Consider the following 15,532-nt stretch of genomic DNA (forward strand, 5'->3'; position numbering starts at 1 on the left):
TTTAAATCTTAAAAATTCTAGGTAAATCTCTGACGTGATTTTTGAAACAATAGTTTTATATGAATAACATGTCTATCTTTGTATAATATTTATTATTACAACCATGAACCAGAGAATTATACTTTTTTTAATAGCATTGACAGCATTCATTAACCCTTTCATGATATCCTCTGTAAATATAGCTATAGTAGAGATAGAAAAAACACTCGGGATAACATCAACACTCACAAGCTGGATTATAACGTCTTACATGCTTTCAACTGTTATAAGCCTCTTACCATCGGGCAAATTAGCAGATATATTTGGAAAAAGGAGAATATTTATTATTGGAGTGTTTATATTTGGTATATCATCTTTTTTATGTGGTATATCAGAAAATTTTACGCTTATTTTAATATCAAGAATTCTTCAGGGAATAGGTGGTGGAATGTTTTTAGCCACTGGAACTGCAATTCTGACACTTGTCTTCCCAAAAGAGAAAAGGGGAAAGGTTTTAGGCATAAATGTAAGTTGCGTATATATGGGCCTTTCACTGGGTCCTTTAATAGGTGGATTTATAACAACAAGGTATGGATGGAATAAAATTTTTCTGATAACTGCAGCAATAGATATACTGATAATTATTTTTGCATATTACAAAATGAAATTTGATGATATAAAAAAGAAAACTAAGCTCAATCTTGGTGAAACAGTAGTGTACATCTTTTTTATCGTATCTTTCATTTACGGGCTTTCAATATTAAATCAATTATCTGGAGTAATGATTTTTGTTTTATCCATAATTTTGCTCTTTTATTTGATAAATATGGAAAAAAGTTTTAGATATCCTCTGATAAATATAAAAAAATTTTTTACAAATAATGTTTTTATATTTTCAAATATTGCAGCCCTTATAAACTACACTGCAACAAATGCTGTAACGTTTTTCTTAAGCATATATCTGCAAACTTCATTCAATTTAACTCCAAAGGATGCGGGTTTGATACTTTTAACTCAGCCGATTATAATGAGTATTATTTCACCATTTGCAGGAAAATCATCTGATAATACAGAACCGCATATAATAGCTTCAATTGGGATGTTACTGACAACTGTATCTTTATTAATGATTGTTTTTATCAATTCAGATATTCAAATTTCCTATATAGTTCTGATACTTATAGTAGCAGGCATTGGATTTGGTCTGTTTTCTTCGCCAAATACTAATGCTGTTATGAGCTCTGTATCAAAAAGGGATTATTCCCGGGCATCAGCTATACTTGCAACATCAAGGGTTATAGGACAGTCTCTTTCAATGGGAATTTCAACGTTGATTATTTCAATCTATATGGCTGATAAAACACTAAATGAAAATCCAGAATTAATTTTGAAATCCATCAAAACTGCTTTTGTAATTTTTTCTTTGCTTTCTTTTGCCGGCATCTTCTTTTCATTAAAAAGAGGCAAAATTCATAAAAGCAAAGAAGTAATAGAGCATAGATAATTTAAAACTTTTAGGACAGAAAATTTTTTGTTCTAAATAAAACTGTTTGTATTATGTTATTTCATATAATTGGGGAGTTGTATAACAGAGACTATCTGAACGAATTGAAAATATTTTAAATGATGATGCTTAGATATATAATAAAAAATTAAGTTAAATCGCTATTTCACAATTTAACATTTTACACAACATTGCAGGTAGGGACTATAATATCTTTTATTAATTCTTTTGCTTTAACTAAATCATCGGGGTAATCAACTTCAATCCATTTAAAACCGGTTATATTGCATACATTTACAGCATCTTTTTTTGCCAGGGCATTTATAGCTGATAGGTACCATTTTTTTAATCCAGAAGGCTCTCTCATAAGTTCTTCCACAGTATTTTTAAATAGATTTACTCCTTCATCTCTAAATAGATGGATTCCTATGGCTTCAGCCTTTGCTTTATTGCAATCAATAAGTTTGCTTACTTCCTGAAGTTTCCCTGTTTTTTCATTATAAACCACTTTCATATCATCCGTATCGTATGTTGATTTTATATTCATTGCTACAGTTACAGGGTATGGGTCTGTTTCTAATAATTTTTTAACTAGAGCACCTTCGAATAAATCATCGCCATTTATTATAAAAAAGTCTCTATCAAATTCTTCTCTTACAATCCAGCATGTGGCTAAGTTATCCGATACAGCATAAAAAGGATTGTAGTAGTATTTCATATCTAAACTGGTATTTTTATATATTCCCTTTAAGTAATTTTCAACCTTAAGAGATTTGAAACCTGTAACAACGACAATATGTTCAATCCCTATTGTGGAGAGAGTATTGATCTGGTATTCAATTATTGTTTGATCATCAATACGTAATAAGCACTTTGGAGTGTCTTCTGTTATAGGTAACAATCTCTTGCCCTGGCCTGCACTTAAGATGATAGCTTTCATAATTACTCCTTGTTTTAAAAAATAACTTCTTCTTTAATTGTATAAAAAAATAAAAAAAAATTGTTATTTTTGTCAAATTCTTGATTCTTACTTGCCGGAATTTTTGTTTTAGTATCATAATGAATTATGAATCTTCTTTATTTTGAAAAGCCAACAAGATACATAAATAAGGAAATTAATGCAATTCATAAAAAAAACAAAAATCTTATAAAGTTTGCGCTATGCTTTCCAGATATTTATGAAATTGGAATGTCCAATCTCGGTTTAAAGATTATTTATAAAATTCTCAATAACCATCCAGATGTTTATGCTGAAAGAGTATTTTCTCCATGGATTGATATGCAGGACTACATGAGAGAACATGACATAGTACTTAGTTCACTTGAAACGAAAACTCCTTTAAATGAGTTTGATATTATTGGCTTTAGCCTTCAGTATGAGCTTTCTTATACAACTGTTCTTAATATGCTTGAGCTTGGAAGAATTCCTCTTAGATGGCAGGATAGAATGAACAAGAAACATCCTCTTATCATTGCTGGAGGACCATGCACGGTAAATCCTCTACCGATGTCTCCTTTTGTTGATGCTTTTTTAGTTGGTGAGGCAGAAGAAGCGGTGTTAGAGTTTATAGACCTTTACAAACAATGGAAAGCCTCTGCCCCTAATAGAGAAGATTTATTAAAAGCAATATCTGATATAGAAGGCTTTTATGTCCCTTATGCTGACAAAAAATCAGTCAAAAGGAGATTTATAAAAGACCTTGACTCTACCACCTTCCCTGTAGCACCAGTAGTTCCATATGCAAAAATTGTTCACGACAGATGTGCTATTGAAGTATCAAGAGGATGTCCTTCAGGATGCAGATTCTGTCAGGCAGGTTTTATTTACAGACCTTTAAGATTACGCAGTCCTCAGAAAATCTTTGAAATAGCAAAAGAGTCAATAAAAAACACAGGCTATGAAGAACTCTCTCTTATGTCATTCAGCATAGGACAGTATCCTTATCTAACAGAACTGATTAAAATACTTAATCAATATTTTCAAGGCAAGGCAGTTGCGATATCACTTCCGTCAATCAGAGCTGATAAAGTAACTAGAGAGTTGTTACAGGATATTAAATCAGTGAGGAAGACAGGATTCACCATGGCTCCAGAAGCCGCTACGGAGAGACTTCGCAGAGTTATTAATAAAAAGATTTCCAATGAAGATATTGAAAGAGCATGTGGCTTTCTTTTTGAAGAGGGATGGCAAAATATTAAACTTTATTTCATGATTGGACTACCTACTGAAACAGATGAAGACATTGAAGAAATTGTTAACCTGGCAAAAAAAATAATAAAAATTGCAAAATTATATACAAAAAAATTCGTTGAGATAAATGTTACAGTATCTCCATTTATTCCAAAACCACATACTCCTTTTCAGTGGAGCGGTCAGATTTGCTTTGAGGATATGATAGGGAAACTCGGTTTTCTAAAAGGCTCTTTTCAAAAAAGCAGAATACATTATAAAGGACATAATCCAGAGATGAGTCTTCTTGAAGCTGTTCTTTCAAGAGGTGATGAAAAAATTGGCAATCTTATTGAGAAAGCCTGGCTCAATGGAGAAAGGTTGTCTGCATGGTCTGATTTTTTTGATTTTAACAGATGGCTTATGGCAATGGAGGAAACAGGCATTGACTGTTTTGAATATGCTCAAAAGCAGTACAGCCTTGATGATAAGCTTCCATGGAGTTTTATTGATATAGGCATAAATAATGAGTTCCTGAAAAAAGAGTTTTATAAAGCTCTAAATCTTGAACAGACATCTGATTGTACTATGAAATGTTCTGGTTGCGGCGTTCTACAGTGTCACTTTTTGCAATCGAATAACTCAGATAGTATTGCATCGGAGACATTTAAAACCCCTGTTGCAAACAATTATTCTTCGAAACAAGAAGAACATACAATCACAACAGTAAGATTTTGTCATGCAAAAACAGGCTTGATGAAATATCTGTCCCAGCTTGAATTGAGCGGTCTCATTACAAGAGCTTTGAGAATGGCTGAAATTCCTTTTGTGCTTTCTCATGGATTCCATCCAAAGCCTGAGATTTCATTTGGTCCTTCTCTCTCAGTGGGTATTGAAAGTGAGAAAGAATATTTTGATTTAAAAATTTATGGTGCTCTAAAAAATGAATATATTGAAAGATTGAATAGCATTTTACCTGACGGATTAAAAATAATTATAGCAAGAGAAATTTCTTCAGAAATTCCATCTCTTAACTCATTTGTCAAACGATATAAATACATTGTTGATCTTGAAGATAAATTTCAACTTGATAAAAATTTTATAGAAAGTCTCACTATAAAAAGGAATGAAAAAACAGTTTTTCTTAAAGATTTTCTGGAAGAAATTCAAATTAATGACAGGCAAGCATGTATAATAGTGAGAGATGGAACTCAAAATGCAAGAGTTTCTGAAATTGTTGAAGCGGTTTTCTGTAAGTCGTTGAAAGACTTAAAAATAAAAAGAGTTGCAATGTATGGATATGAAGGAGGCTGGATAGAACCTTGAGCAATGAACTTTTAATAAATGTTACAAGACAGGAATGCCGTGTTGCCCTGCTTGAAGGGGGACAGGTTGTTGAGTTTTATATTGAGAGGAAAGGAGATGCAAGTTTTGTTGGCAATATTTATAAAGGCAGGGTTGTTAAAGTTTTAAAAGGAATGCAGGCATGTTTTGTGGATATAGGACTTGATAAGGCTGCTTTTCTTTATGTTGATGACATTAAAGGTGGGATTAAAGAGGTTTATCCTTTTCTGGAAGGCGAAGAAGAAACAGATATTATACCGAAGCCTGACTTTAAGGATGTTTCTATAGAAGACTTTGTCCAGGAAGGTCAGGAAATACTTGTGCAGGTTGCCAAGGATCCCATTGGAACAAAAGGTGCCAGAGTTACATCAAGAATAACACTGCCCGGCAGATATGTTGTACTTATGCCGGTGATGGAACATATTGGCATTTCGCGAAAAATAGAAGATGAAGACAAAAGAAAAGAGCTTAAAGATCTTGCAACAAGAATTAAGCCTGCTGGATTTGGGCTTATTATGAGAACTGTGAGCGAGGATGCAACAGAAGAGGAAATTCAAAAGGATATAGACTTTCTGTTTCTTCTATGGGATAACATTCAGAAAAAGAAAGACAAGGTTCATGCACCTTCTCTTATTCACAGCGAATTTGACCTTGTATTGAGAAGTTTAAGAGATTTTATGACACAAAATGTAGACCGTATGATCATTGATAACCATATTGAATGGCAGAGGCTCAAAGAATTCGCCCAGATTTATTTTCCTAGAATTGCTGATAAAATAGAGTTCTATGAAGGTGAAGAACCTATATTTGATGCTTTTGGTATAGAAGTTGACCTTGATAGAGCTCTTGAACGTAAAGTATGGCTTAAATCAGGCGGATACATTGTAATTGACCAGACAGAGGCAATGACTGTTATTGACGTGAACACAGGAAAGTTTGTCGGCAAGGAAAATCTTGAAGACACTATTCTCAGAACAAATCTTGAAGCTGTTAAAGAGATTGCCTATCAGATAAGGCTCAGAAATCTTGGAGGAATTATATTGATTGATTTTATAGACATGGAAAAAGAAGAAAACAAACAAAAAATTATAAATGCCATGACAGAGGCAATGAAAAAAGACAGAGCTAAAACAACTATTTATAATATTACAGAGCTTGGAATAGTTCAGATGACGAGGAAGAGAACAAGAGAAAGCCTTGAACAGATTCTTTGTGATAATTGTCCATATTGTGAAGGGAAGGGAAGAGTAAAAAGTATAAGAACTGTTGCCTATGAAATTTTAAGAAAGCTTAAATCGATAGCTGTTCCTCAAGGTACAGAACTTACCGTTATAACAAATCCATATGTGGCTGATTTATTAACTGATGAGGAGAGAGATTCCATAGAAGAATTTGAAGATGCTAAAAAAATACGAATCATAATTAAAAAGGATGTTTTACTTCATCAGGAAATCTATCACATTTATGAAAATACTCCATAATCTGCTTATATTTTTACAATAGAATCTTGATTGTCAGTAGGAAAATTATAAATAGATGGCATTGTTAAATTTAATATTGCAATTTTTGTAGAGGATATATAAATGGATTTTCTTACAGAATGCACAAAATGTGGAAAATGTAAAGAAATATGCCCGAGTTATGAACTCTTTCTTAATGAATCATTTTCTCCAAGAGGCAGACTGAGGCTTGTCAGAGCGTTGGCAGAAAATGAAGTAATGCCAGGTAATGCATTGAAACAGAGGATATTTAGTTGTTTTCTCTGCGGAGCATGTGAAAATAACTGCCCTCTTAATATAGATGTTTGCAACTTCATATATAAAACAAGAGCAAAAATGAAAAAGGGGTTTTTACTGTATCTATTCAAATATTTTTCATTTTATCCTGGATTATTTTTTTCAGTTTTGCAACTTTTAAATAGTTCAAAACATTTGAAATCTCTTTTAAACTATCCACGCTTAACATTTTTACATAGATTTTTAACTGTGTCTGTTAAACAAAAACAACAGGATTTCTTACAGGTTTACACAAAATTGAAACCTGCAGGGCGGATTGCAATTTTTTCAGGCTGCTCGGTAAATTATTTACTTCCATCAATAACAGGATCGTTAATTTATATTCTTAACCGACTAAACTTTGAAGTTATTGTGCCCAAACAGTACTGTTGCGGTGCTCCTCTACTAGCTGCAGGTTTTAAGAAAGATGCAATAAAACTTGCCAAAAAAAATCTGAAAACATATAAATCATTTAACATTGAGGGAGTTATAACTACCTGCCCTACCTGTGCACATTTTATCGAAAATGTTTATAAAGAACTTACTGGAGAGGGGATTTCTGTATTAAACATTGCAGACCTTTTTGAAGATTTTAATTTTTCAATTAACTCTCAGGATAAGGCTATTGTGGAATCATCTGCATTTTTTCATGTTTCATGCCATTCCTTGAACTATGTTAAAGATGCTGATAAAACAATAAACGTGCTTAAAAAACTTGGTGTTGCTGATATTAAGAAGAAAGAGGGATGCTGTGGATTTGCAGGACTTTTTTCCTTTTTATTTGAAAAACAATCTATGGATATTCTCAGAAAAAAAGTTTTAGAATACGAAACAGCGGATATGATAATCAGTTCTTGCCCAAACTGTTTGATTCAATTTAAATTTGCCATGAAAGACAAAAAAATATTTCATTATGTAGAAGTAATCAATAAAATTTTATTAAAAGGAGAAAAGGATGGAAGAACAATCAAATTCTAATCCTTCGGATAAGAATCTTAATGAGAGTAGTTCTAATTTTGAAATAGTTTTCCCTGATGGAACTGTTTATAGCCCTGACAGAAATGACCATACAGTTAAGGGCTACGATCCAGATGGGAAGCCTAAAAAAATGAAGTTCAGTTTGAAAAAAGACTGTGATAGATGTGGAGAATGCTGTATGAGAGATACTCCAGTGATTCTCAAAGAAGATATTTCTTTGCTGACAAATGGAATTATTTCAGAGAACGATATTTATGCAATACGAGAAGGTGAAAAAATTCGTTCTTCAATAGATGGAGATACATATTATTCATCAATGGAATTGATAAAATTGCGTCCTATTTTTGGTAGCTCTACATGTCTTTTTTATGATCCAGAGATTGGTTGCACAATCTATGAAAACAGGCCAACTGTATGCAGAGAATATGAGTGCTGGAGTCAGAACATAACTATAACAGGACTTGAAAAAAGGAGGCTTACAAGAGAAGATTTATTCGGTAGTGTTGATGTTTTAAAAGAAGCTATAAATAAGCATGATGAAAGATGTTCGCTTGAAAAATTTAATAAAATAGTTGAGGAATTTATCTCTGGTAAAGAGGAAAACTTTGAAGCAATTGTTAATATGATTTTATATGATACTGCTATAAGAGACTGGGCAAGAGATAAGCTGGAGATTGATAGTAATGTTTTTTCTTTGATTTTTGGTAAAACTTTGTTTGAAATAGCTCCGCTTTATGGACTACTAATAGAAAGAGATGGGGAAAACTTTATAATTAAAGTTATGGAGGATAAGGGATGAAAATTTTTATTGACACAGCTAATTTGGAAGAGATTAAAAAAGCATGGGAACTGGGATTAATTGATGGTGTTACAACAAATCCTTCGCTTCTGTCTAAGGAAGGCAGAGATCCGATATCATTACTTGAAGAAATATGTAAAATTGTGGATGGTCCTGTAAGTGCGGAGGCTGTATCTCTGAATTTTGATGGTATGGTTGCAGAAGCAATTGAACTGAGTAAAATTGCATCGAATATTGTAATCAAGATTCCCATGACTGAAGATGGACTTCTAGCTGTGAGAAAACTTGCTCAGGATGGAATAAAAACAAATGTAACGCTTATTTTTTCTCCAACCCAGGCTCTTTTAGCTGCAAAAGCTGGTGCTACATATGTCAGTCCTTTTGTTGGCAGACTTGATGATATAAGTCATTCAGGTATGAATCTGGTAGAGGATATTCAGATAATTTTTGAGAACTACTCATTTAGAACTGAAATAATTGTTGCCAGCATTCGTAACCCTCTTCATGTTCTTGACGCAGCAAAGATCGGGGCTGATATTGCTACAATTCCATATTCAGTAATTAAGCAGATAATTAAACATCCTTTAACAGACATTGGTATTGAAAAATTTCTCAAAGATTGGGAAAAACTTCACAATAAGGAGGAGAGGAAATGAAAAAAAACAAAAAGTTCATCATATCCGGAATTCTTCTGCTTTTGATAGGAGTTACCATAGGTCTGGTTATTTCTTCAAAGTTTGATTTTCAGACCAAAGGATTTTCTGAGGATTATCAGATTTCAAAAGAATCTCAAGAGTTGTTATCAAAAATTGGTAACGCAATGGCAGAAGTTATTCAAGCTGTTAGACCCTCTGTTGTAAACATTTACACAACAAAAAAGATTAAAAGACAGGGGATTCCTTTTCCTTTTAACGACCCATTTTTCAGAAGATTTTTTGATGATGAGTTTGGTGGACTATTTAACAGACCGAAAGAATTTACTCAGACAGCACTTGGTTCAGGAGTTATTGTTGACCCTTCGGGGTATATACTTACAAACTATCATGTAATTAAAGGTGCTGATGAAATCAAGGTAAAGCTTTATGATAAAAAAGTTTTTGACGGTACACTGGTTGGTTATGATGCTAAGACAGATATTGCTGTGATAAAGATTAAGTCAAATGGGCTCCGTGCAATTAAATGGGGAGATTCTGATAAACTCAAGGTTGGTGAAACAGTTATCGCTATTGGAAATCCGTATGGACTAAATCTAACTGTCACAAGAGGAATAGTGAGTGCTACAGGCAGGGCAAATGTTGGGATAGCGGACTATGAAGACTTCATTCAAACAGATGCAGCCATTAATCCAGGTAATTCTGGAGGTCCTCTGGTTAATGTTAGTGGTGAGCTTGTTGGTATAAATACAGCAATATTCAGTACAACAGGAGGATATCAGGGTATTGGTTTTGCCATTCCGAGCAATATGGCAAAGGTAGTTATGGATAGTCTTATAAAGAATAAGAAGGTAATCAGGGGATGGCTTGGTGTTACAGTGCAGGATTTGGATACAGAGATGGCAAAGGCATCCGGACTTAAGGAGATAAAAGGCGCTGTTGTTACTGATATTCAAGATGGAAGCCCTGCTGAAAAAGCAGGTCTCATGAGAAAGGATATCATAATTAGTTTTAATGGTAAAGAAGTTGAAGACGCTGCTCATCTGAGAAATCTTGTGGTAAGTACTCCGCCAGGCAAAACAGTAAACATGGAGATTATAAGAGGAGGTAAACGCTATACTATAACTGCGACCATAGGTGAACTGGGTGCAGAACAAATGGTTTCTGAATCAGAGTCTGTTCTGGCAGGTATTTATGTTGAAGATCTTACTTCTAAGATAAGAAGTCAGTTACATATTCCTAAAAAAATTAACGGAGTCATTATATCATCCATTGATCCAGACTCACCTGCTGATGGATTATTGATGAGAGGTGATGTGATTATGGAAATTAATAATGAAAAAATTAACAGTGTTAAAGATTTTGTCAGAGTATCAAAGAAAGTTAAAAATGATGCTATAATCTGGTTTTTTAGAGATGGAAGAGTATCATATATTACCCTTAAGGTAGGACAGTGATTTAAAAAATGAGTTCAGCATCTGCTCTCTGATATAAAGCATATTTTTAAAATTATTTGAAAATTCTCTGAATACTCTGGCAGGTGCTGACTCCATTTCTTTTAGAAGATTTTCACAAAGATACCAGTTGCATCTTAACGGTCTGAGATATCGTGGTGTTTTACATCCTTTTTCTGTAAGCAGGTAACAGGGTTCTTTTTCTTTAAGATTTCGGTCTGGAAGAGGAAATTTTTCTCGCAATGCAAGAATATAAATAGTGTCATCATATTCATATCTGCTGTTTTTATGCTGACAGCAGATATTGGTACAATGCGAGCAAATTTTTCTTGCATTATGGTCGATAAATGGGTCAATCTTTAATAGAATATTTTTAATCTCTATTGATAGAATCATTGTTTCTTTAAAAATTTCAGGAAAATTTGTAAAAAAAGAATCAATTTGATTTATAAGTTTTTGAAGCTCATTAATGTTATTCCATAAATCTATTTCTCCCCTCTTTATAAAGCAAAAATTGTTCATTAAAATATCCCCTGATTAGAAGCTATTAAATAACCTATGAGCAATTATATCAGATGCGTGAAGTAAGAAAAAAGTGCACAGATTAAAATTTTTATTTTAAGTACAATGTCAGTTTTAAACTGACATCAGGCAGTAGAACCTAAATAATAATTCTTTCAGGATGGGTATAAATGTTGAATCTTTGACCTCTTAAAAATCCAACCACTGTCAGCCCAGATTTATCAGCAAGCTCAACAGCAAGAGATGTTGGTGCAGTTCTACTTACAATTATAGGAATTTTCCATTTTGCAGTTTTTAATATCATCTCAGAAGAAATTCTTCCGCTTACAAGCATTATCTTGCCTTTAAATGGCACCTTATTAAGTAAAGCCCAGCCAATGGCTTTGTCGACAGCGTTATGTCTGCCAACATCCTCAGCAATAAATAAAATATTATCCAAATCCGCAATTGCCACTGCATGGATACAGCCTGTTGTTCTGTAAAGAGTTGATTTAGCTTGAAACTGTTTAAAAAGGTTGAGAAGTCTATCAGGTTCAATCCGCAAGCTATCATCAGTATAACCTTTCACATCATTAAGAAAGCTAACTGCAGCCATACATCCAGAGGTTATTGTTTTACCGTCTAAAGATACAAATCCCTCAAGTTCAACTTTGACTTCAGTGTTATCTCGTGTTTCTTCAATATATATCTTTTCCGGACACCAATCACCTTTAAGAATTCCCTCTGTCATAAGAAAGCCAACTACGAGTTCTTTTACCTGAAAAGGAGATGCTGCTAAAGAAACTATTTCTTCATTATTTACATAAATTTTTATTTTCTGTTCAACAGCTACAATATCATCAATTTTTAAAATCTCTTTGCGCTCAATTTTTGTAATTTTTTTATTCTCAAGTGGTTGCATATCAGTATTTTAGCCTATAAATTTTTTTCTTGCAAATTCTCTTCAAAAACTGCTATTCTGAAATTAGAAAAAATTTTGGGAGGTAGATGTGTTTAGTATTAGTGCAAAAGCAGCCGAAAAGGCAAAAGTGATTCTTAAAAACGAGGGTAAAGAAGGCTGGGGATTGAGGATATTCTCAACAGAAGGATCCTGCAGTCCATCATTTGGTCTTGATATTGATGAAACGCTTCAAGAAGGTGATGAGGTAATCGAGAAAGATGGATTAAAGGTTTATATGACTAAACAAACCTTTGACATGTTAAATGATGTTGAACTTGACTACTATGAAGATGAGGAACAGGAAGGATTTGTGCTTAAAGGACCAATGCCTTCTTGCGGTTCTGGTTGCGGAGGGTCCTGCGGCGTATAAGCGATGTTTCCAGTTCAACGCTTAAGACGATTAAGAAAAACAGATATCCTGAGGAAAATGGTGAGGGAAACAACCCTCGCTCCTCAGGATTTTATTTATCCAATGTTTGTTGTTCCGGGAAAAGGAGTTAAAAATTCTATTTCATCAATGCCAGGGTGTTTCCAGGAAAGTATTGATGAAGCAGTAAAAACAGCTAAGGAAGTATATTCACTGAATATTCCAGCTATAATACTTTTTGGGATTCCTGAAAATAAGGATGAAAAAGCCTCTGATGCCTATAAAGACAATGGTGTTGTTCAGCAGGCAATAAAAGCAATAAAAGATTTCATTCCTGAGCTGATTATTATAACCGATGTTTGTTTATGTGAATATACATCTCATGGACACTGTGGAATTATAAAAAATGGAACAATCGATAACGATGCTACGCTTGAGGTATTAGCGCTTGAAGCTGTTTCTCATGCACGTGCAGGTGCTGATATTGTAGCTCCTTCAGATATGATGGATGGAAGGGTAGGGAAAATCCGTAAATCTCTCGATGAAGAAGGTTTTACAGATGTGGTAATCCTTTCCTATGCTGCAAAGTATGCATCAGCTTTTTATGGACCTTTCAGAGAAGCAGCTCAATCTGTTCCTGCATTTGGAGACAGACGTTCATATCAGATGGATCCAGCAAATCGAAGGGAAGCAATAAGAGAAGTTGCTCTTGATATTGAAGAAGGAGCTGATATGGTTATAATAAAGCCTGCTTTATCATATTTAGACATTATATCCGATGTTAAACAATCTTTTAATGTTCCGGTTGCTGCATACAATGTAAGTGGAGAATACTCAATGATAAAAGCTGCGGCTCAGTTTGGATGGCTTAATGAAGAAACAGTAATGATGGAAATACTTACATCAATAAAACGCGCAGGAGCAGATATAATTCTCTCTTACTTTGCCAGAGAGGCAGCTAGGCTACTTCAACGTTAAAATAATCCCGATGGACAGATTCATACTTCATACCTCCTTTAAGCCAAAGGGAGATCAACCAAAAGCAATTAAACAGCTAACTGATGGTATAAAAAAGGGACACAGGCATCAGGTTTTACTTGGGGTTACAGGTTCTGGTAAAACATTCACAATTGCCAATGTGATTGCTCGAGTTAACAAAGCAACCCTTGTTATTGCTCATAATAAAACACTTGCAGCGCAGCTTTATGGAGAACTGAAAGAGTTATTTCCATACAATGCAGTTGAATATTATGTAAGCTACTACGATTACTATCAACCTGAAGCCTATATCCCGGAAACAGATACTTACATTGAAAAGGACTCTTTAATTAATGATGATATTGACAGACTGAGACATTCTGCAACGTTATCTGTTCTTACACGAAAAGATGTTATAGTTGTAGCATCTGTATCATGTATTTATGGTATTGGTTCTCCAGATGACTATCTATCAATGCATATAAATCTTGAAGAAGGAATGCGCACTGACAGAGATGCACTTTTGAAGAAACTTGTTGAAATTCTCTATATAAGAGAAGAAAATGAATTCAGAAGAGGATCTTTCAGAGTCAGGGGAGATGTTGTTGATATTTATGCATCACATTGTCTTGAAAGAGCTTACAGAGTCGAATTTTTTGACGATGAAATTGATGCTATATATGAAATAGACCCCATGACTGGCAAAAGATTAAGAAGACTTGAGAGAATCTTTATACCACCAAGCAGTCACTGGGTTACTCCTGAGATAAGACTTCAGCAGTCCTTAAAGACCATTGAAGAAGAACTCGAGGAAAGAATACTCTACTTTAAGGAACGAGGAGAAGATCTGTTTGCAGAAAAAATTGAAAGAAGAACACGTTTTGATATGGAGATGCTGAGCCAATTCGGACATTGTCATGGAATTGAAAACTATTCAAGACATTTAAGTGGTAGACTTCCAGGAGAACCTCCATTTACGTTGATAGATTATATATATGCCGGTCCTTCAAAGGGTGATTTTTTAACGGTTATTGATGAAAGCCATGTTACTGTACCGCAAATTGGAGGAATGTATGAAGGAGATCGTTCAAGAAAGCAGACTCTTGTTAATTATGGGTTTAGGCTTCCTTCTGCTCTTGATAATCGTCCTTTAAAGTTTGAAGAGTTTGAGCACAGAGTTAATTATGTGATATATGTTTCAGCAACTCCTGGAGATTATGAAATTGAAAAATCTCAGGGGAGAATTATTGAACAGATTATACGACCAACAGGACTTGTTGATCCAAAGATTGAGGTTCGTCCGGCAACTTCTCAGGTTGAGGATTTACTTGAGGAAATTCAAAAAAGGGTAGTAAATAGCGAAAGAGTTCTTGTTACAACCCTGACAAAAAAGATGGCAGAAGACTTAACTGATTACTATACAACTCTTGGGATAAAAGCAAAGTATCTTCATTCAGATATTGATACCCTTGAGAGAGTTGAAATTTTGCGAGGCCTGAGGCTTGGAAATTTTGATGTGCTTATTGGAGTAAATCTCTTAAGGGAAGGACTTGACCTTCCAGAGGTGTCTCTTGTTGCAATATTTGATGCGGACAAAGAGGGATTTTTGCGTTCAGAACGGTCTTTAATTCAGACAGCTGGGAGAACATCAAGAAATGTAAATGGTATTGTAATTTTTTATGCTGATACAATCACTGATTCAATGAAAAAGGCAATTGAGGAAACAGAAAGACGTAGACGAATTCAGGAAAAGTATAATAAAAAAATGGGAATTGTTCCAGAGACAGTAAAAAGTAAAATAAAAGATATACTCGCATCAATTTATGAAAGGGATTACTTCACTGTAGATGTTCTTGAAGAAAAAGACGAGAAATATGAGATTAATGGAGAAACTTTGAAAAAACTTGAAGCAGAAATGAAGCATGCTGCGGCAAATCTTGAGTTTGAAAAAGCAGCTCAGATAAGAGATAAGATAGTTAAGATAAAGGATAAGATGATACAACTGGGTATTTCAGTTTGAAGACAGTCTCATTTTTTCATTTTTCATTAAATAATAACAACAACAAATG

At 34.0% G+C, this 15,532-nt stretch carries 13 protein-coding genes; 10 read left to right on the top strand and 3 right to left on the bottom strand.

Annotated elements, in window-relative coordinates:
* Positions 1-103: 103 nt before the first annotated feature.
* A complete protein-coding gene (locus G581_RS0101925; protein WP_028844366.1) occupies positions 104-1,483 on the top strand; it encodes an MFS transporter in 1,380 nt (459 codons plus the stop codon).
* A gap of 181 nt (positions 1,484-1,664) precedes the next feature.
* On the opposite strand, the gene G581_RS0101930 is transcribed toward G581_RS0101925, so the two are convergent.
* A complete protein-coding gene (locus tag G581_RS0101930) occupies positions 1,665-2,423 on the bottom strand; it encodes a phosphocholine cytidylyltransferase family protein (protein ID WP_028844367.1) in 759 nt (252 codons plus the stop codon).
* 126 nt (positions 2,424-2,549) lie between these two features.
* On the opposite strand from G581_RS0101930, the gene G581_RS0101935 reads away from it, so the two are divergent.
* From G581_RS0101935 to G581_RS0101960, 6 genes are all read left to right on the top strand, one after another.
* Complete coding sequence (locus tag G581_RS0101935; RefSeq protein ID WP_038064646.1) at positions 2,550-4,979, top strand: TIGR03936 family radical SAM-associated protein; 2,430 nt, start codon at positions 2,550-2,552, stop codon at positions 4,977-4,979.
* Positions 4,976-6,478 carry an Rne/Rng family ribonuclease gene (locus G581_RS0101940; RefSeq protein WP_028844369.1) on the top strand — a complete coding sequence of 501 codons (1,503 nt, stop codon included), beginning with the start codon at positions 4,976-4,978 and terminating at the stop codon, positions 6,476-6,478. Before G581_RS0101935 ends, G581_RS0101940 begins: the two co-directional genes overlap by 4 nt.
* A 102-nt stretch (positions 6,479-6,580) precedes the next feature.
* Entirely contained in the window at positions 6,581-7,750 is a 1,170-nt protein-coding gene (locus G581_RS0101945) for a (Fe-S)-binding protein (RefSeq protein ID WP_028844370.1), read from the top strand.
* Positions 7,728-8,549, top strand: a complete 822-nt coding sequence (locus G581_RS0101950; RefSeq protein ID WP_028844371.1) for a YkgJ family cysteine cluster protein — start codon at positions 7,728-7,730, stop codon at positions 8,547-8,549. The genes G581_RS0101945 and G581_RS0101950 overlap by 23 nt, the downstream gene beginning before the upstream one ends.
* On the top strand, positions 8,546-9,205 hold the full coding sequence (fsa, locus tag G581_RS0101955) for a fructose-6-phosphate aldolase (RefSeq protein WP_028844372.1): 660 nt from the start codon (positions 8,546-8,548) through the stop codon (positions 9,203-9,205). Before G581_RS0101950 ends, fsa begins: the two co-directional genes overlap by 4 nt.
* Positions 9,202-10,659: a DegQ family serine endoprotease gene (locus G581_RS0101960; protein WP_028844373.1), complete on the top strand. Its 1,458-nt coding sequence runs from the start codon at positions 9,202-9,204 to the stop codon at positions 10,657-10,659. Before fsa ends, G581_RS0101960 begins: the two co-directional genes overlap by 4 nt.
* On the opposite strand, the gene G581_RS0101965 is transcribed toward G581_RS0101960, so the two are convergent.
* Positions 10,630-11,178: a hypothetical protein gene (locus G581_RS0101965; protein ID WP_028844374.1), complete on the bottom strand. Its 549-nt coding sequence runs from the start codon at positions 11,176-11,178 to the stop codon at positions 10,630-10,632. The two genes, G581_RS0101960 and G581_RS0101965, sit on opposite strands and share 30 nt — an antisense overlap.
* A gap of 139 nt (positions 11,179-11,317) precedes the next feature.
* Positions 11,318-12,079: a formate dehydrogenase accessory sulfurtransferase FdhD gene (gene fdhD, locus G581_RS0101970; RefSeq protein WP_028844375.1), complete on the bottom strand. Its 762-nt coding sequence runs from the start codon at positions 12,077-12,079 to the stop codon at positions 11,318-11,320.
* Between the two features lie 88 nt (positions 12,080-12,167).
* On the opposite strand from fdhD, the gene G581_RS0101975 reads away from it, so the two are divergent.
* The 3 genes from G581_RS0101975 to uvrB are packed head-to-tail and all read left to right on the top strand — an operon-like array spanning position 12,168 to position 15,483.
* Positions 12,168-12,488 (top strand): HesB/IscA family protein, encoded by a 321-nt coding sequence (locus tag G581_RS0101975; protein WP_028844376.1) that lies wholly within the window; start codon positions 12,168-12,170, stop codon positions 12,486-12,488.
* 3 nt (positions 12,489-12,491) lie between these two features.
* Positions 12,492-13,463, top strand: coding sequence for a porphobilinogen synthase (gene hemB, locus G581_RS0101980; protein ID WP_028844377.1), 972 nt, complete (start codon positions 12,492-12,494; stop codon positions 13,461-13,463).
* Between the two features lie 10 nt (positions 13,464-13,473).
* On the top strand, positions 13,474-15,483 hold the full coding sequence (gene uvrB, locus G581_RS0101985; protein WP_028844378.1) for an excinuclease ABC subunit UvrB: 2,010 nt from the start codon (positions 13,474-13,476) through the stop codon (positions 15,481-15,483).
* Positions 15,484-15,532: the final 49 nt, after the last annotated feature.

The sequence above is a fragment of the Thermodesulfovibrio thiophilus DSM 17215 genome (assembly GCF_000423865.1).
Classification (GTDB): Bacteria; Nitrospirota; Thermodesulfovibrionia; order Thermodesulfovibrionales; family Thermodesulfovibrionaceae; genus Thermodesulfovibrio; species Thermodesulfovibrio thiophilus.